Raw genomic sequence first — 18811 nt, forward strand, 5'->3', positions numbered from 1 at the left:
TACGAGGCCCGTACGCACGGTGGTGTGAGAGGACGGAAAATGAAAGGAGGAAAACTTTCATTTTCCTCCTACTCGATTGGTAAATGCCGTTTAATAAGTAAAGCTTTAATTTATTAAGAAATATCAGTTTAAAGTAATAAACTGCACATGTAACCACCCCTCACAATTAAATGCGCTTTAAACTAGTACTAAAAGCAATCAGGCATCGACAGCCATTTTTTGTATTTGAGCGAAGCGTGACTGTTCCAGAGGACATTCGATTTAGGTCCAAAAAAGAAGTATATTTACAGTCAATTGATTCGTTTGGTTGCGTACATAACTCATCTCCTAATGGGGGGTACCAGTACTGGCATGGGGGCAAAGAGATGTGTCAGTTTTTTTATGTCTTTGAGATCACTTCGGCTTTAATTTTTCAAGGTGTAACAAATGTAATGTACCATCATATTGACTGGGTGCTTCGCCATATAAATCAACCACTTCACCAGCCAGTAATTCAACAGTTTGCCAAAAGCGAAGCTCCCCTTTTTGTAAATAGCGTTGAAGAAGCCAAAGGGAATAATCAACTACACTCAGTTCTGGCATTTGTTTGCTTGGTTCGATGCTGCATTCATATTGTATTTGTTGACCGAATAACTTCTGTTTTTCTGCATCTGCTTCTATGGCTTGTTCCACAGTTTTTTATTTTGACTAGGCTGTTATTTGTTGATGACATTGGGTGAGGGTACCGTCGAATTTAAGAAAGATATGCAATGAAATACATTTTATGGAAAACTTAGCTTGACTACATATTTATGAGAATACACATAAAAACATCCTCCAACAGAGAACCTGTACCGTTTGACCATTTGCATCTTTTAGTGGGTGCATTTCATAAGTGGCTTGGAGAAAATGAAGTACACGGCGATTTGTCGCTTTACTCACTATCCTGGTTAAAAGGAGCAAAGGCTATTAATGGAGAGCTTTCATTCTCCCAAGGTGCAAGTTTTTTTATAAGTGCTCATGATGATTTAATCATTAAAAGAATTATCTCCGGAGTTAGAAGTTCACCTGAGACCTTCTGTGGCATGCTGGTAAAAGAGGTTTCCATACAGGCAACGCCTAGTTTTGAGAATTTGAAAAGTTTCGGTGTAAATAGCCCCGTCTTGGTAAAAACATTATTTGATGGAAAACAAAAACATCTGACATACGAAGACCCCGAATCAAGTGAAATACTGACCAGCGTGTTTAAACGCAAGCTCCTCAAAGCGGGATTAGATGATTCTGAGGTAAATGTCGCTTTTGATCGCACCTATTTTAACCCCAAGACTAAGCTAATTAACTATCGCGGCATTGGAAACAAAGCCAACATATGTCCCGTGATTGTGGAGGGGAGCCCGGAGCAACTGGCGTTCGCGTGGAATGTGGGGATTGGTCATTCTACTGGTATTGGTTTCGGCGCTTTAAATTGATTCTCTATGTTGTATGTTGTTAAGTATTCAGGCCCTTTTGGTTTTATAAAACCCTGGACTGCAGTGAGAGATAGCGAAACTTTCAGCCAGCAGTTTCTCACGCCATCTATTGTGGAGGGGATAGAGAAGAAATTGTTTCCTGAGTTGCTGGGAGAAACGGGGATAAGGAAGATAGTTGGACACCGACTTTCTTATTCTCAGATAAACTCTCAGCAGGAGGTTATTCAAACGAGAGGATGGAATTCTACCCGACAAGGCAAACAGATTCTTTTTGACCGACCGAAAGCAATTTTGCTAAGAGGTATTTTACATGAACCCCGATTAAGTGTTGCTTTTGAGAGCGAAATAGATGCTGAAGCAGCGTTCTCTCAACATATATGTTTATGTAGAAATGAGGATATCATGCTTCCAGAATCTATTGAGAAAACCACTTTCGAAGATTTTGTAGAAAATGAAGAGAGATATGCCGGATTTGAATTGGTGTTCGAGGAAACTGAAAAGTCATTTTTAGTAGGATATCATAGAGTTACACAAAATCCTATGTATGGCTGGCTAAGAATCGTTGGTACACCTGTGAATAATCTGGGATGAAAATATTGTTTGCCAAGTCCGACCCTGAATGGACCTCTCTTCAAAAACATCTTGAACATGTTGGTATGGCTGCAAAGGCTTTTGCAAGGTATCTGGAAATGGATACAGACCTTGCTTACATGGGAGCAATTCTTCATGATATTGGCAAGGCTCATCCAGAATTTCAAAAACGCCTCACAGGAAAGCCGACTAGTTCAAAGGTATTGCGGCATGAGATTAGCTCTCTTTTCTTTCTATCGGCTTTTCCTGAGGAGACTTATCCTCAGTTAATTGAGATGGTTGTAGGACATCACAAATCAGTAAAAGATGATGCAGGACGTAAGGGACTGCTTGATCTGGATGATGGGTACGATTATATAGACTACCACCTAGGTAAATGGGAAAGTTGGAGTTCCGACGGAATTGAGTTGTTGAATATTTTAGGGATTTCGACGCCTATTATATCAAGAGAGAAAGCTCTTGAAAATCTTGATACTGCTCTTACTTACACACAACAGCTTTCAAGCGAACGCGGTTACAGTGCTTGGAGAGGGGTTTTAATGGGAGCGGATCATTTTGCGTCGGCAGTAATACATGATACAGAAAAGCAGATTACGAGAGTTTTCAAGGCACCTGATTTGTCTTTTTTTAACAGGCAGAGCGAGTTGTATCCATTGTCCTTGAATCAGGATTATTTGTCTCCTAAAACTCATTCAATTGTAGTTGCCTGTACTGGAGCTGGTAAAACAGATTTCCTCTTTAAAAGATGTAACGGTCGCGTGTTCTACACACTCCCTTTTCAAGCTTCGATTAATGCGATGTTCAAGCGTTTGGATAAGGATTTACGTGAAACCAACCCTGATCTTGATATACGGGTTCTTCATGCTGCTTCCATGGTTGTAGAACGGTCGAATGGGGAGGAAGAAAGTGTATTACAATCGCTGTTTGGATCTTCCATTAAGGTATTGACTCCTCACCAACTGGCAGCTATTGCTTTTGGTATGAAAGGTTTTGAGGCATTGCTACTTGATCTGAAAGGCTGTGATATCATACTTGATGAAATTCACACCTATACTGGGATTTCACAAGCAATTGTTTTGAAACTGGTTCAGATACTTAAAGATATAGGCTGTAAAATTCATATTGGTACAGCAACGATGCCATCGGTTCTGTACAGAAAGATTATCGAAATTTTAGGAGAGGATGTATTGGAAGTTAGTTTGTCAAATTACGAGCTTGGTCAATTTGACAGGCACAGGGTATTTAAAATTGACTCAATTGAAAATGCAGATGAACTAATTCATCAAGCGATAATAGACAAGCAAAAAGTATTAGTGATTCTCAATAAGGTTGACAGAGCTCAGGATGTTTTTGATGTTTTGCGGGAAAGATATAGTGATGTACCTGCCTTGTTACTACATAGTCGCTTCCGTCGTTGTGACAGAAATCAATATGAGAAACAACTTATTGGCTTGGATGAGTATGGTGAACCTACTGGTGAATTCAACACATCTAATGAAGCATGTATTGTAGTTTCTACACAAATAGTTGAAGTAAGTCTGGATATCAGTTTTGATATAATGATTACAGAAACTGCTCCATTGGACGCTTTGATTCAAAGATTCGGGCGTATCAATCGAAAACGAAACTCCGGGACGATCGGCAAAATAAAAAATGTCTATGTTGCTGCACCTCCTGAAAATCAGAAGGATGCCCGTCCATATGACCTGGAAGTTTTAAAAAACACTTTTAAAGAACTGCCAGATGGTGATGTTTTACATGAAAAGGATATTCAGCGAAAAATTGACATAGTATTTCCGGCGATTAATTTTTTAAACATTGAGCAGCATTCAAAATTCAAATCGGATGGAAGAATTACAATTGATAAGCTTACCCACGTAAGCAAGTCGATTCTATTTGAGCTTTTAGAAATTGATTCTGTGTCCTGTATTCGGGAGTCTGATAAAGATGAATATGAAGAATCAAATTTTGAAAGGAGATTGGAGCTGGAAATTCCGGTAAGATACTTTTCAGTTTGTAAAATGATTCAATCAAAGAAAGGTAACAAGCCATTTATTATTCCAGACAGCGCCTACGACTTGGCGCGGGGTTTAACGGTCAAGGAAATATCTGACAAAAATTTAGATGTAAAATTTCAAATTTTATGATAACAACAGTTGTTGGGAGAACATTTTTAGCAGCATATAACGAAAAGAAGGCAGAGAACAAATCCCCTAAGGAATTCTTTGAGCAAGTTTATTTTGATCTGTTTTACAACCACTCAAAGTATTTGCAATGGATCACGAATTCGCCATTTGTTCAAATGAAAGCGGGACAAAAACCAGACAAACTTACTGTTGAAGAAAGGCAGGAGAAGTTGCAAAACCTTTTTTCCAAAGCTGAAAGCGGTGAGCCTGATGGAAGTTTTGCATTGGGTTATCCTGCTTCTGAGCTAAAAGAGTATGCAAGTACTTCCGGACTGGTTAGCGATATACAGATTCCTACAACCAGTGATGATATTTATTTATCATGGATTGGAAGTGGCCTGGGTATTGGCGTTGCTGGTGGCTACACAATACTGTTTGATGATCCTGCAATCACCTTGCAAACGTTCGAAGGTTGGAAAACATATCGACAATATCTCAACGATGAAACCTTGGATAAACTGAGGGGTAATCAAATTAACACCTGGAATGGACAGTGGTTGACGTATTCCTTGGATAGTCGTTCTGCTAAAGGCTTTAGAGCAGATTTTGATTTTACAGATCTTACGACTAGGAAAATTTTTGATGTTAGTTCCACTTTGATAGAAGTGAATACTGTGAATTGGTCGCAGTTATTTTTTAGCCTTTCCCAGCTATACCCAAATGGTGAGCTAACCGGTTACGTATATGGGTATGGGCAGACCAACAAAACAATTGGATTTATTCCATTCCAATTCAAGTCAGGAAATAAAATATTTGAAGTTTATAAAAAACTTTTCGGATCGAACGATACGGATGAAAAGCGATTCGAAGCTCTTTTTGGAATGCATATTAAAAGAGCTTGTGAGCTAGGAAGTATTGGTTTACAAGCTTTAAGACCGGAAGGTATTACAAAATATATGGGAGAGGGTAAAATGCTTGCTTTCAATAAACCCGACGACGTTATCAATTATTACGCATATAAAACCTGGTTAGTAGCTATGCTTTCAAAAAACAAAGAAGAAATCACAGAATATACTCTTGAACTGGCAGAGATCATTTTGAGGTATAGAAATGGGTCTAAAGGTATGGAAAGACCAACTTTGGTAAACAAAGGTCTATTTGGAGCCAAAACTAAGCGAGGATTTATTGAAGCTTTGACTGAAATGATATCTGGGCTTTCGGGAGAAGACCTCACTGAAATAAAGGACCTGAAAGATCACATTCACTTGATGACCAACGAAGAATTTGGCTACTTCTGCACTCTTCTAAAATTTGACTATTCATTTAAAGAAAAGCAATCTTAAAACTTTAACTCATAAACCCAATATGAACACGATTTACATAAGAACCCTCAAAAGAGCAGAGCATACCGTTTTTTGCGTTGCGGATGGGCAAAAATATTATTATGATCCTCAATTTAAGAGGAGAATTCCTTTTTCTAGCGGGCAACAGGTTAAACGTTCTTTGATTGATTCTCTTAGTGAAGCTATCGGTCAAACACCTTCGCCAACAACCTTCCTGTTTGATATTACAAAGCAAAAGGAATTAAAAGAGGGTGAAGTTTACGGTACTTGTGACCCAAGCTATGCCGATCAATTGTTTGGTGGGTGGATGAAAGCAGCAAAGGGAGGAAAAGATAGAACTTTAAAGAGGAGAAGTCCACTTTCTATTTCGGCAATGCGTGCGCTACATCCTTTGTTAGCTGGAACCTACTCGGAGGATGCCTCATTTGATAGAAGCGAGCGTCCTAATAATGAGGTCATAATTCGTGATGAGGCTGGTAATCAATTAAGTGAAGATGCGATTGTTCAATTTTTGCAGGGAAAAGACAGGAGTCTTAGTCGTAAGTGGATTCCCGATAACAAACGCGCAACTGGACTTTTTGTTTCTGATATTGCCATTGACTTGCGTAGATTGTTTACTGTTTCAATCAATTCGTTTGAACCTGAAATGGCCGAAACCACGATTGAAAAGTTGAAGGGTGAGGGTTGGATAGAGAGCCAAAATGTATTTGGACCGTGCCTGGTTGCTCCTGAGTCACTTCGAGAGAAATGGGCGAAAGGCTTGGCTAAAGCCATAATAAACTGGAAAATTACGTCAAACCAGGCACGTACTTTCAGTTTAATGGACACATTAGCAATATCAATCAGCGACAATGCGAATTTGATTGCCGGAAGTATTCGGGCCAAATTGTCGGAAGAGGATTCGGACAAGGCTGACCCTATTGTGGATGAATCATTAAAAGGTGTTGAAACATTTATCACCTTACAGGCCGGTGGTTTCATTCATACAAAAGGAGAAACGGTTGATGCATTGGAAAGAGCAGAAGCAAAGTTAACAGAGCTTTTGACAGCCTTTAAATATGAAGATCAACTTAAAGTCAGTTGATTTCTGTCAAGTTTCATAGCCTCTCACAGTCTTGGTGAGAGGTGTATATAATCCTTTCCCATGCACCTAACCGCCACCCTCCTTAATTACTACCTCATTTGCCATCGCAAAATGTGGCTTCACGCCCACGCCATTCGCATGGAACATACGTCGGACGTCGTGTATGAGGGAAAGTTAATAGGAGAAACAACGTATCCGCAGCGTGCTGAAAGGTATACCGAGGTGGAGATTTCGGTGGAGCCGGATGTGCCTGATGGGATCGGACTGATCGCCAAAATCGATTTTTATGATCCGTATAATGGTGTGGTGCACGAGGTGAAGAAATCGGCTGCTAAGGAACAGGCACATGTCGCTCAGGTTCAGTTTTATATGTATGTGTTGAGAAGAAATGATATTAAAGCTGAGTATGGAATCATAGAATATCCAAAGCTTCGGCAGACAGAACGTGTTGAGTTGGATGAGGAAGGTGAATCTGATTTGAAAAAATGGATTGCCGATGCCAGCCAAATCATCGGATCGGAACGGTGTCCGTCTTTACTGCCAAAATCAAAGTGTAAGTCGTGCAGTTATTTTGATTTTTGCTGGTCAGGAGAAGTCTGACGACGATTCTGTATAAGCGAAGTTTTTTGTTACAAGTAAAGAAAGTTTACAAGTCAACGTTAAGAGTTGTATAAATTGTGCGGGATTAACCGATGTAAAAATGACTTTTCAATTTAAAATTCAAATCAAAAACATTACGAAACCACCTGTTTGGAGGAGGCTATTGATTGCAGATTCGGCAACATTCGAGCGCTTTCATGAAGTTATTCAGGCAGCTTTTGGCTGGGAAGATTATCACATGTTTCAGTTTTCAAGAACGGGATATGGCTCCGACGAAATTATCGGTATTGTGGACGAAGAGGAGGACGATGATTTTTTTATGGCCTATACAAAGCTGGACGCTTCAAAGGTGAAACTGTCCGAAATATTTCAATTCGTAGGTCAGAAATACATTTACATATATGACTTTGGCGACGATTGGACACATCAGATTACACTTGAAGCTATCTTAGATGACACCATACTTAATCCCGAACTCCTGGCTGGGAAAGGTGCGTGTCCACCCGAAGATTGTGGAGGAGTGTGGGGTTACGCTAACCTTAAAGATATATTGAGTGATAACAAACATCCGGAGTATAAGGAGATGAAGAAGTGGCTGGGTTTGAAGCCAAAACAGGAGTGGGATCCCAATTTTTTCGATCTGGAAAAACAACAGATCGCTGTCAGGCAGTCCTGAATGCTTATTGACACATGTATTCAGTGCAGGCAATAAAAGAAATAACTTATAAGTTGGGTGCTTCCTTTTAATAATTAACTGGTGTTCAGGTGAAAAAATCGTTCTATTTATTCAATCCCGGCCGACTGTCCCGGAAAGACAATACACTATGTTTCCAGCCTGTGGATGAGGAGGGTAACGAGTTGCAGCCGAGGTATCTGCCCATCGAAACTGTTGATAATCTGTATTGTTTTGGCAGTCTGGACGCAAATAGTGCATTATACAATTTCTTGGGTAAGAATCAGGTAGCTGTTCATTTTTTCGATTTTTATGAACACTACACAGGATCGTTTATGCCGAAAGAATATTTGCTGGCAGGTAAAATGCAGGTTGAGCAGACAAAGTACTATCTGTCGGAGAAAAAGAGACAGGTTTTGGCATGTAAGTTTGTGGAAGGTGCCTATTTTAACATATCCAAAAATCTGGCTTATTACGCAAATCGGGGTAAAGATGTCAGTGAATCACTGCGAAGAATAGAGGATTATCATGGCCTGATCGGACAAACATCGAAGATCAATGAACTCATGGGAATTGAAGGTAATATCAGGCAGGCCTACTATGATGCTTTTGAGGTAATTGTAAATGACTTTGCCATGGAAGGACGCAGTAAAAGACCTCCCAAAAATGAGATCAATGCACTTATTTCATTTGGTAATATGCTTTGCTATTCTGTTTGTCTGGATCAGATTTATCACACGCAACTCAATCCGACGATCAGCTTTTTGCATGAGCCGGGAGCCAGGAGATTTTCTCTGGCGCTGGATCTTTCGGAAATATTCAAGCCGCTTCTTGTAGACCGGACCATATTTAGTATGCTCAATAAGAAGCAGATACAGGCATCGGATTTTCGGCAGGAGTTAAACAGATGTGTTCTGAAAGACGGAGCCAGAAAGTTATTTGTAAAAACGTTTGAGGAAAGATTAAAGGAGACGTTTAAGCACAGGAGTCTGGGACGGAATGTGAGTTACAAACATCTGGTAAAACTGGAATGTTATAAGTTGCAAAAACACTTATTAGGAATAGAGGAATACAAACCTTTCAGGATGATGTGGTGATGGAGGGCCGTCGCTAAGAGTCCAGCCTGCAAATTGCTTGTTTCAATTTTTATCTGTTAAATACCACGGAATATGTATGTTATTTTGGTTTATGATATTGGGGAAAAGCGTGTGGGGAAAATGTTGAAGCATTGCCGCAAGTATTTGAACTGGATCCAAAATTCGGTTTTTGAAGGCGAGATTACGGAGGTTAAATTAAAGGAAATGGTACACAGTGCCCGAAAGATAATGGATGAAGAATCAGATAGTCTGATCATTTTTAAAAGCCGGGAAGAGCGATGGCTGGACAAGCAGGTTGTAGGTTTAGAGCGGATGTCAACTGATAATTTCTTGTGAAAATTGAGAAGTAAAGTCGTCGAAGTAATTTTTCATGACGTTCCTTGACATACTGAAATAAATAAAGCTGTCATTTCTGTTATCTAACTCGCTGATAATTAGCAGTCGTCGATACCCCGGTAAAATCATAGAACCGAACATCGACGATTTTTTCATTTGTTTTTAACTTAAAAATACCCTTTTATTGCAAAACAAGGCCGTTTTTGCAACGGTCAATCGTACCATGTTGGAATTGAAATTGGTTATTCTTGGTTAAGCGATTTTACTTGTAGCCTCTCTCAATCGTACCATGTTGGAATTGAAATATGCTGCTGTTGCTTTTGCTGGAGCTGCAATTGCGCTCTCAATCGTACCATGTTGGAATTGAAATTACTGTAGCTCTTCAGGTGTGGGAGTCATGGCATTCTCTCAATCGTACCATGTTGGAATTGAAATTCAGGAGTGCCACAATACATTTTATCCAGGTCGTAGAAACTCTCAATCGTACCATGTTGGAATTGAAATTGTGCTTACCGAGTGATTCTGCACCCAAATCATCGACTCTCAATCGTACCATGTTGGAATTGAAATCGAAGGGGGAGAGGAAAAGCCCACAGAATTGAACATCCTCTCAATCGTACCATGTTGGAATTGAAATAAAAGCAGAAGAAGGCTTCGGCGCGACCCATGATTCTCTCAATCGTACCATGTTGGAATTGAAATTAAGCTGGCCGGTGATCAGTGTGAACAGTGAAAGTCTCTCAATCGTACCATGTTGGAATTGAAATTTCAAGGTCAAGAACAAGGCGACAAATTATTAGAGCTCTCAATCGTACCATGTTGGAATTGAAATCTTCAAACGTTTGACTTTAAAAGCGATAAAATATCTCTCTCAATCGTACCATGTTGGAATTGAAATAAAAAAAGCTTACAAATAAGGTGGCCCGCAAAACATTCTCTCAATCGTACCATGTTGGAATTGAAATTTGTAGGTATCAAGCGCGTGATTCTGGAAGAGGCTGCTCTCAATCGTACCATGTTGGAATTGAAATAGAAGAATCTGAAAATAGCTCTTCAATCTAAAAACCTCTCAATCGTACCATGTTGGAATTGAAATATCCAACGAGTAGCAGACAACTTTCTTTTCATGTGCTCTCAATCGTACCATGTTGGAATTGAAATGATCTTATCTCGTGTTGGAGCTTTACGGACTCTCCCTCTCAATCGTACCATGTTGGAATTGAAATGGATAGTGAACGGATACGTCAATGCAGATAGCGGACTCTCAATCGTACCATGTTGGAATTGAAATAGATCAAATGCAGACGAAGAGGTTTTTCTTCAGACCTCTCAATCGTACCATGTTGGAATTGAAATATGCTCAAATACATTTTCTTACTCGTCCTTGTAGCTCTCTCAATCGTACCATGTTGGAATTGAAATAAGTGGATCTGATTTGATTTTACAGACAGGGGGCTTCTCTCAATCGTACCATGTTGGAATTGAAATAGGATCTGATCGATTACTATCTTGGCAAACGTGAATCTCTCAATCGTACCATGTTGGAATTGAAATTTCCTGGGAGCCGGTATGCATCAATGCTTCAATGTCTCTCAATCGTACCATGTTGGAATTGAAATAATTGTGACATTTGAGTATTATTTTAAGTTGATAACCTCTCAATCGTACCATGTTGGAATTGAAATCGGAGCGTAAGGAAGCCGAAGAGAAGATATATAGCCTCTCAATCGTACCATGTTGGAATTGAAATAGCGAAGCAAGCTATAGCAGAGGCTACGGTTACCAAACTCTCAATCGTACCATGTTGGAATTGAAATGTAATTAGGCAGGAAAGAATCATTATCAGGCCGTAACTCTCAATCGTACCATGTTGGAATTGAAATTCCTTATCCTTTATCTCGCATTCAAGATTTATAAAACGGACTCTCAATCGTACCATGTTGGAATTGAAATGGATGTCACATTGTCACTGTTGTTGATGTACGATATACTCTCAATCGTACCATGTTGGAATTGAAATTACACATCTTCCGCATAGGCAGCATCCAGAAACGTCTCTCAATCGTACCATGTTGGAATTGAAATTAATTATATAGTAATCGAATGATGGAGCAGTGGCAAGCTCTCAATCGTACCATGTTGGAATTGAAATCCCAAGGCATTCCGGATATCTTCAATCAAAACCTGACTCTCAATCGTACCATGTTGGAATTGAAATATACCTAAAGCTCTATTTGCAATTTTTTGAGGTATCTCTCAATCGTACCATGTTGGAATTGAAATTTAACAGCCCTCAAATTGGCGGCAAGTCTGGCGATCTCTCAATCGTACCATGTTGGAATTGAAATCGTTTCCTACCTCTGGTTTTTAAAAAGAATATGATTCTCTCAATCGTACCATGTTGGAATTGAAATGTTGTAATCATTTATAAGCTTCGTAAGCTCTTCAATCTCTCAATCGTACCATGTTGGAATTGAAATGATACGCCAAGTTTGAGACTGTAGCGGACAAGCCGCTCTCAATCGTACCATGTTGGAATTGAAATCTATTTCAGTGGCTTAATGCAAAGGACGGAACGGATCTCTCAATCGTACCATGTTGGAATTGAAATTTCGAGATTCGTGAATGCATTGATTCTGTTAACCCACTCTCAATCGTACCATGTTGGAATTGAAATGAAGCAAAGATTAGTAATTGACTTTGACCTGGAATACTCTCAATCGTACCATGTTGGAATTGAAATTGGATGAAGAGATTGAAAACTTCATTAAAACCTTCCTCTCAATCGTACCATGTTGGAATTGAAATTCAATGAAAAAGCGATAGAAAATTTAGGTCAGCAGACTCTCAATCGTACCATGTTGGAATTGAAATTTTTATGTTTGCTTTTAATATATATAAGTGGTACTCTCTCAATCGTACCATGTTGGAATTGAAATTCATCGACAGGAAAGGAGGGGGGAGCTGAGACAGGACTCTCAATCGTACCATGTTGGAATTGAAATTTCAGGACAGCATTAAAGGCACAAAAAAGGCTCTATATCTCTCAATCGTACCATGTTGGAATTGAAATACAGAAAATACTCCGACTACCTCGCAAGAAGAATGCACTCTCAATCGTACCATGTTGGAATTGAAATTGGTAAGATGTCCGGCGACGTTTTCGAAAAAGCAGCTCTCAATCGTACCATGTTGGAATTGAAATAAAGCAAAACGCGTCAGTACCGAAGTGCTAAAAGACTCTCAATCGTACCATGTTGGAATTGAAATTTTGCGGATTGATGTGGTAGTTGAGCTTTGGATCAACCTCTCAATCGTACCATGTTGGAATTGAAATGAAAACTTCCGCCCACTATCGGAAGTAATGGCCGCTCTCAATCGTACCATGTTGGAATTGAAATTTTGTTTAATCACATTACATTTCATCAACAAAAATGCTCTCAATCGTACCATGTTGGAATTGAAATGCTATTATATGTGGTCTGGACACTGCAATAAAATTCGATCTCTCAATCGTACCATGTTGGAATTGAAATTAATCCAAGCCCGTACACGCGGTAATGGTCTGGGTCTCTCAATCGTACCATGTTGGAATTGAAATCGTATTTTGTACCGTATCGACGGCGGATCTGGCGACACTCTCAATCGTACCATGTTGGAATTGAAATTACACATCTTCCGCATAGGCTGCATCCAGAAACGTTTCTCTCAATCGTACCATGTTGGAATTGAAATCCGGAAGTGCCACCTCCGTCGATAATGATGGTAGCCCTCTCAATCGTACCATGTTGGAATTGAAATCGTCATCTTTCCCGTAGATTTTCACTTCATTGTAACTCTCAATCGTACCATGCTGGAATTGAAATTCAGAGGCGATTGGACCAAATGCGATACTGAGTACTCTCTCAATCGTACCATGCTGGAATTGAAATATACGAAGCAGCTAACGGCTTTGTAGGCATTGGTGTCTCTCAATCGTACCATGCTGGAATTGAAATTTATTTCAAAAGGACCAGGTGTTTTGCCTGTGTTGGCTCTCAATCGTACCATGCTGGAATTGAAATTGTGGGATGCTCCTGGTAGCCAACTTGGTGGAGATCTCTCAATCGTACCATGCTGGAATTGAAATTTCGAGTCCGGCGTAAATCTTCGGGTCTGCAAGTATCTCTCAATCGTACCATGCTGGAATTGAAATTATATTGATATGCCTGCTCTAGTCGGTCAACCATGTCTCTCAATCGTACCATGTTGGAATTGAAATTATATTGATACGACTGTTCGACACGGTCAACAATATACTCTCAATCGTACCATGCTGGAATTGAAATAAAATGAAGTATCACTTAGTTTTCGAACAGCTTATCAACTCTCAATCGTACCATGCTGGAATTGAAATAACGAGCCAAGTCGACAAAAGCTGTAAAAGTATATGCTCTCAATCGTACCATGTTGGAATTGAAATAACTTTTTTAACATGTACACAAGCGAAATTCCCGCTCTCAATCGTACCGTGTTGGAATTGAAATTTATTCAAAAACACCAGACTTGTATTGGTGATAGCTCTCAATCGTACCATGCTGGAATTGAAATTTTTAGAATAAATTCAGATTTTTAACTAGTTCAATCTCTCAATCGCACCACCGGTTTGAAGTTTTCCTTCAGGCTGTTACCCTTTGTGGCTGATAAGATTTTGAGCTGTTACCGCCTTTGTGACTTTTTAGTAATTACGAAAGGCTATTCGAAATGAGCATACGGTTTCGATGTCTATAAACTGTGAGCGCTTCAATAGTAAACCCACCTCAATAACGTCTTTTACTTGCGACCGCATTCCGGTCGCATTTTTTATTCCCAAACCAATCACACGACCTGACATGAATTCTTTTAATATCAACCGGCGCCAGTTTTTGTATGGTGCCACTGCGACGCTTGCATTGTCCACTTTTGGTGCTCGCGGGATGGATCTGATTAATCCGGCCAAACCTTTCAGAGTTGCGCTCATCGGAACAGGATGGTATGGTAAAAGTGATCTTTTCAGACTGATACAGGTGGCTCCGGTGGATGTGATTGCGCTTTGTGATGTCGATAAAAATCAACTGAATGAAGCCGGTAAGCTGGTAAGTCAACGTCAGAAATCAGGGAAGGTACCACGACTGTACGGCGACTACACCAAAATGCTGGCAGAAAACGAGCTGGATATTGTCCTGGTTGGCTCGCCTGATCATTGGCATGCATTACAAATGATAGATTCAGTGAAAGCTGGTGCGCACGTGTATGTGCAAAAGCCGATCAGCGTGGATGTGATGGAAGGTGAAGCAATGGTGGCAGCAGCCAGGAAGTATAAGAAGGTAGTACAGGTGGGAACACAACGGAAGAGTACACCGCACTTAATTGATGCCAAAAAAAATATTGTCGATGCTGGTTTGCTGGGCAAGATATCACATGTTGAGATGTGCTGCTACTATCACATGCGTAACAATGGAAATCCGCCAGTGAAACCCGTTCCCGATTTTCTGGATTATGAAAGATGGACTGGCCCGGCGCCATTGAGACCCTACGACGATATCCCGCATATCCGCTGGTGGCGTACATTTATGGAATATGGAAATGGAATCACCGGCGATATGTGTGTACACATGTTCGATACCGTGAGATGGATGCTGAAACTGGGATGGCCTACCCGGATCAGTTCGCAAGGTGGAATATATGTGCAGAAAGAAGGTAAATCGAATATCTCGGATACCCAGTCTGCAGTTTTTGAATATCCGGAATTGAACTGTGTATGGCAGCATAGAACCTGGGGAACGCCTAATAATCCTGATTATCCCTGGTCATTTACCCTGTATGGAGAAAAAGGGACTTTGTGGGCAAGTACAATGTCATATGATTTTATTCCGCAAGGCAAAGGCGAAAAAATTCATAAGGATGTCGTTTATGAAAAAGAAAAGTATCCTGAAGATGTAAAAGAAGATCGTATTGAGCTGAATGCGGCTCCTGCCACAAGGCTGCACATGCTTGATTTCCTGAGTGCGATTGATAAAAGCTCTCGTCCTATTGCTGATATTGAAGAGGGACACATATCTACAGCAAGCTGTATTCTGGCTAACTTATCCATGAAAACAGGTCGGCCGCTGGTATACGATCCGGTGAAAAAAGAAGTCGTTGGTGATCGGGAAACGACAGCATTACTTACGCGTGCCTACCGCGACGGATACAAACATCCGGACTACAGAAACATTTGACAAAATATTTATAACGGAATTCGCAATGGACGCAAAGTCGATCCATTGCGTTTTTTGTTTTAGGCCTATCTGTATTTGGTTTGTATTTCCTGAAACTTGCAACATTTCTTGTGTCCATTGCGTAAAACTAAAGTGACCGGTGCAGCGAAAAAATAGCAATAAAAATAAATTTCAGGACCTACATACCAACGACATATGTTATAAGTTTTATAGATATCTTTTTCTGATCTTTAAACCATTTGCCCTCAGAAAGTGTCAGATAATTGTTAAACCAATATTTATAACATCAGCATGAAAAACATAGTGAAGTTGACAAAATCCGCCTTGGTTGCGGTTGTGGCAGGGATTCTGTTTATGGCTTGCAGCCAGGCTCTTCAGGTGAGCTACGATCATGATACATCAGTTAACCTGAAACAGTTTAAAACCTTCAAAGTAGAATCGGAACGTACAATGGAAGAGGATCCTTTGCTGGGTAGCGAACTGAACAGAAGGCGTCTTGGAGATGCAGTTGTAGAGGTGATGCAAGCAAAAGGTTATACGCTGGATCAGAATAATCCTGAAATCATTGTTCGGTTTATGACCGACGTGAAAGACCGTCAGCAGGTGCGCTCCAACAATATGTATTCACCTTATATGTGGTGGTACGGGGGAGGGAATAATATCTCGACTTACAATTATCAGGAAAGTCGTTTCATTCTGAATATTTATCAGAAAAGTACGGAGAAAATGATCTGGCAAGGCTGGGCCTCAGGTAAGGTAAAAGCGCCTACGAAGAAAGATGACAGAGATGCTATGATCAAAAACACCATGGCGGATATTCTTAGAACTTTCCCGCAGGCCACACTAGATACGTACAGTCGTAAATAAGAGGTCAGGAAATTCATGAGGCGATGGAAACATCGCCTTTTTTATTGTCTAATGGTTTCTAGAAAATGGATTTTGAATAAGCAGATCGAATGCTACATAAGAAATAGCGTCAAAGTCGCTTCCGGTTTTAAACTGTTCCATTACGCCCAGATCAAGAATAATATCCTGCTCTTTAAACACATGCCGGAAATATACCGATAACCTGTCTTCTGTAAACTGATAGTTACTCCACTCATGTTCGCGACCAGCAGGTGTATTCAAAGTATATTCATCTACCGTTGAGAGAAATTCATTGGCACCAAGTAAAAAGTTTGATTTTGAGTTGTTTAAGGGAATACTCGCCTGTGCCTTTAATCTGAACCTGAGTTCTACAGGAGTTGTGGATGGTGTCCAGTCAGGAGAATAGAAGGTACGGAACTCAGGCCTGAAAGAATAGGTCATATTCAACTTTCCGATCTGTTGTTTCCGGTAAAGTCTGCCATAATATCTTACTTCCCAACGATAAGCCTGCTCCTGCGCTTCAAATGGAAATTCTTCTTCATATTTATTCTGAAGTCGGATACTGCTGCATAGTGAAGCCTGCCACTTTGGATTGAACTTGTATTGAAACTCGTGATTGTAGACGGCAATACTTTGTTTTTTCAAAGGATACCAGCTGTCGGGATTGCTAACTCTGGCTCCTCCAAGGTATGCTGTTAATGTCCATTTAGGACTCAGATCCTGACTGAAACCAATTGCCCCCCAGGTTGCCAGATTAGTGTCATCAAGTCCGGGTGGTGAAATCTGTGCGAATGATGCTATAGAACATGTGCTGAGAACAAGGGCCAGAAGGGCGGAAAATTTCATGCAAATTGGTGTCTGGTGTATCATTTTAAAACACACCAGACACTCAAAAGTTGTTCCAAATCAGCTATTTTAACTGAATATTAATCTTGTGATTGCTCTTACAACGCCTTCTGGATAGCAGCATCGAGCGTTTCGTTGTTTGGGAACTCCTGAGGAATCCATCGCTCAACAATGTTTCCACGTGCATCGATGACAGCAAATGGATAGCGAATATCTACGGCATATTTCTCTTTTAAAAGGTCAATATTTTCTTCAGAAGCCCACAAGTGTTTGGTGTCAGCTCTTTCGGTAGCATAAGGTTTCCATGTATGAAGAGGTATTCCTGCGGTCATGAGCGTGTATACGAATGTAACCTTTCCTTTATATTTATCTTCCAGCGCCTTCAACGCCGGCTCATGCTGCCCGATACTGAAAGCAAATACAAGACAAACAGGTTTTCCTTTGAGCTGACTAAGAGAAACAGTACTACTATCACCACTTAGTAATGTGAATTCCGGAGCAGCTGCACCTGATTTTAGCGTTTCCTTTGTCGCAATTAGTTTTGAGATGTAATCAGTATACTGTGATTGAGGCAATGTTGTCTTATAATCAGCCAGAAGCGTTTTTGCAGTTTCCGGGTTCGGAACCGCGGTGGCTGCATAGTTCAGCCAGTAGGTGAGCAAATAGGCCTGCTGTTTCGGATAAGCCTGCAGTCTGGTTTTGCTGGCAGCATAAATCTCTTTGAGTGCGTCTGCACTGATCTCATAATTGGTAGATGCCGAAAGCGGGAACTTCCTGATAGACGGAATGGAAACCCAGTTGCGGAGTTCATCACGATACGACTGGCTCAATAAAGCATCATCCGGCAGCACTTTAAACTCTGAAAGTGTAAAATCTTCCAGTTCTTTCTGTTGCGCAGGTTCCAGTCGTGACACTCTGTTTCTTCTCATAATTTTTTCCTGAATCAGCCTTTTGATCACAGCAGATTCTGTTTGTGTAGTGGCATTCACATAAGCTTCAAACGCAGGTGAGGCATTAGGGTTCGACGATTTAAATTGTTGATAAGCTGTCAAACGTGCTTGCTTCAGACTGTCACTTTGCTGCACCACAGCCTTGTTTTCAATTTGTGCAGGACGGTAGCCGAATACGGGAAGATACTGGTATTGGTTTTCCAGAAAATGTTTCTGTAAAAAGGTCTGATATACTGCAGTGTTACCAGTAAAGGTGGCATCCGAATTCCCCGGAAAGGTAGCCGTCAGGTCGTCACCTGGTTGTATGAATAACATCCTTGTTTTATTCACTCCTCCGCCGCTGAACTGCAGCCGCATCATTTTAGGCTCTTTAATAGCAACTGACACCTTTTCGCTCTGCTTTTCAATCAGATTAACAGATGCGACCGTTACCAGTTCCACGTCGGAAAGTCCGATTCCCAGATTGGGGTGAAAATGAACATCTTCGAGTATGAGTGTAATTTGTGCTTCAAATTTCGCGGGAGTGGTGATTGTGACACTCGCAGTATTCTGGGCAAAGGATTGCAGACAAATAAATGTAAGTAACAGAACTGATATCCGTTTCATGGATT

14 protein-coding genes and 1 CRISPR repeat array are annotated in these 18811 nt (G+C 40.5%); of the genes, 11 read left to right on the top strand and 3 right to left on the bottom strand.

Going from position 1 to position 18811, the window contains the following annotated elements:
* Positions 1-393: 393 nt before the first annotated feature.
* Complete coding sequence (locus DSL64_RS28840) at positions 394-672, bottom strand: hypothetical protein (RefSeq protein WP_147300390.1); 279 nt, start codon at positions 670-672, stop codon at positions 394-396.
* Positions 673-791: 119 nt separating this feature from the next.
* Between DSL64_RS28840 and cas6 the strand changes: the two genes are divergently transcribed.
* The 11 genes from cas6 to DSL64_RS20480 all read left to right on the top strand — a co-directional run bounded on the left by cas6 (position 792) and on the right by DSL64_RS20480 (position 16404).
* Complete coding sequence (gene cas6 / locus DSL64_RS20430) at positions 792-1448, top strand: CRISPR-associated endoribonuclease Cas6 (RefSeq protein ID WP_115832793.1); 657 nt, start codon at positions 792-794, stop codon at positions 1446-1448.
* Positions 1449-1454: 6 nt separating this feature from the next.
* Positions 1455-2039, top strand: a complete 585-nt coding sequence (locus DSL64_RS20435; protein WP_115832794.1) for a hypothetical protein — start codon at positions 1455-1457, stop codon at positions 2037-2039.
* Complete coding sequence (gene cas3, locus DSL64_RS20440) at positions 2036-4186, top strand: CRISPR-associated helicase Cas3' (protein ID WP_115832795.1); 2151 nt, start codon at positions 2036-2038, stop codon at positions 4184-4186. The genes DSL64_RS20435 and cas3 overlap by 4 nt, the downstream gene beginning before the upstream one ends.
* Entirely contained in the window at positions 4183-5508 is a 1326-nt protein-coding gene (locus tag DSL64_RS20445; protein WP_115832796.1) for a hypothetical protein, read from the top strand. The genes cas3 and DSL64_RS20445 overlap by 4 nt, the downstream gene beginning before the upstream one ends.
* A gap of 22 nt (positions 5509-5530) precedes the next feature.
* The gene (locus tag DSL64_RS20450; protein ID WP_115832797.1) at positions 5531-6592 is read left to right on the top strand and encodes a CRISPR-associated protein Cas7; all 1062 of its coding nucleotides are present in this window, start codon (positions 5531-5533) and stop codon (positions 6590-6592) included.
* A 60-nt stretch (positions 6593-6652) separates the two neighbouring features.
* Entirely contained in the window at positions 6653-7192 is a 540-nt protein-coding gene (gene cas4 / locus DSL64_RS20455; RefSeq protein WP_115832798.1) for a CRISPR-associated protein Cas4, read from the top strand.
* Between the two features lie 100 nt (positions 7193-7292).
* Positions 7293-7868 (top strand): plasmid pRiA4b ORF-3 family protein, encoded by a 576-nt coding sequence (locus tag DSL64_RS20460; protein WP_115832799.1) that lies wholly within the window; start codon positions 7293-7295, stop codon positions 7866-7868.
* An 89-nt stretch (positions 7869-7957) separates the two neighbouring features.
* Complete coding sequence (cas1b, locus tag DSL64_RS20465) at positions 7958-8962, top strand: type I-B CRISPR-associated endonuclease Cas1b (RefSeq protein ID WP_115832800.1); 1005 nt, start codon at positions 7958-7960, stop codon at positions 8960-8962.
* 72 nt (positions 8963-9034) lie between these two features.
* Positions 9035-9298 carry a CRISPR-associated endonuclease Cas2 gene (gene cas2, locus DSL64_RS20470; RefSeq protein WP_115832801.1) on the top strand — a complete coding sequence of 88 codons (264 nt, stop codon included), beginning with the start codon at positions 9035-9037 and terminating at the stop codon, positions 9296-9298.
* A 209-nt stretch (positions 9299-9507) separates the two neighbouring features.
* A CRISPR array of direct repeats spans positions 9508-13888; the repeat unit is 30 nt; unit sequence CTCTCAATCGTACCATGTTGGAATTGAAAT.
* Positions 13889-14169: 281 nt separating this feature from the next.
* Positions 14170-15537, top strand: a complete 1368-nt coding sequence (locus DSL64_RS20475) for a Gfo/Idh/MocA family protein (protein WP_115832802.1) — start codon at positions 14170-14172, stop codon at positions 15535-15537.
* Between the two features lie 291 nt (positions 15538-15828).
* Positions 15829-16404 (top strand): DUF4136 domain-containing protein, encoded by a 576-nt coding sequence (locus DSL64_RS20480; protein WP_115832803.1) that lies wholly within the window; start codon positions 15829-15831, stop codon positions 16402-16404.
* Positions 16405-16452: 48 nt separating this feature from the next.
* Here DSL64_RS20480 and DSL64_RS20485 read toward each other — a convergent pair whose 3' ends face one another.
* Positions 16453-17250: a DUF2490 domain-containing protein gene (locus DSL64_RS20485; protein ID WP_158547954.1), complete on the bottom strand. Its 798-nt coding sequence runs from the start codon at positions 17248-17250 to the stop codon at positions 16453-16455.
* 98 nt (positions 17251-17348) lie between these two features.
* On the bottom strand, positions 17349-18806 hold the full coding sequence (locus tag DSL64_RS20490) for a TlpA family protein disulfide reductase (RefSeq protein ID WP_115832805.1): 1458 nt from the start codon (positions 18804-18806) through the stop codon (positions 17349-17351).
* Positions 18807-18811 lie beyond the last annotated feature (5 nt).

The sequence above is a fragment of the Dyadobacter luteus genome (assembly GCF_003383615.1).
Taxonomy (GTDB): Bacteria; Bacteroidota; Bacteroidia; order Cytophagales; family Spirosomataceae; genus Dyadobacter; species Dyadobacter luteus.

Coding starts and splice junctions, on each gene's coding strand:
- DSL64_RS20490 (WP_115832805.1), bottom strand. CDS start 18,806: ATGAAACGGATATCAGTTCTGTTACTTACATTTATTTGTCTGCAATCC.
- cas2 (WP_115832801.1), top strand. CDS start 9,035: ATGTATGTTATTTTGGTTTATGATATTGGGGAAAAGCGTGTGGGGAAA.
- DSL64_RS20460 (WP_115832799.1), top strand. CDS start 7,293: ATGACTTTTCAATTTAAAATTCAAATCAAAAACATTACGAAACCACCT.
- cas4 (WP_115832798.1), top strand. CDS start 6,653: ATGCACCTAACCGCCACCCTCCTTAATTACTACCTCATTTGCCATCGC.
- cas6 (WP_115832793.1), top strand. CDS start 792: ATGAGAATACACATAAAAACATCCTCCAACAGAGAACCTGTACCGTTT.
- DSL64_RS20445 (WP_115832796.1), top strand. CDS start 4,183: ATGATAACAACAGTTGTTGGGAGAACATTTTTAGCAGCATATAACGAA.
- DSL64_RS20480 (WP_115832803.1), top strand. CDS start 15,829: ATGAAAAACATAGTGAAGTTGACAAAATCCGCCTTGGTTGCGGTTGTG.
- DSL64_RS20450 (WP_115832797.1), top strand. CDS start 5,531: ATGAACACGATTTACATAAGAACCCTCAAAAGAGCAGAGCATACCGTT.
- DSL64_RS20435 (WP_115832794.1), top strand. CDS start 1,455: ATGTTGTATGTTGTTAAGTATTCAGGCCCTTTTGGTTTTATAAAACCC.
- cas3 (WP_115832795.1), top strand. CDS start 2,036: ATGAAAATATTGTTTGCCAAGTCCGACCCTGAATGGACCTCTCTTCAA.
- DSL64_RS20475 (WP_115832802.1), top strand. CDS start 14,170: ATGAATTCTTTTAATATCAACCGGCGCCAGTTTTTGTATGGTGCCACT.
- DSL64_RS20485 (WP_158547954.1), bottom strand. CDS start 17,250: ATGAAATTTTCCGCCCTTCTGGCCCTTGTTCTCAGCACATGTTCTATA.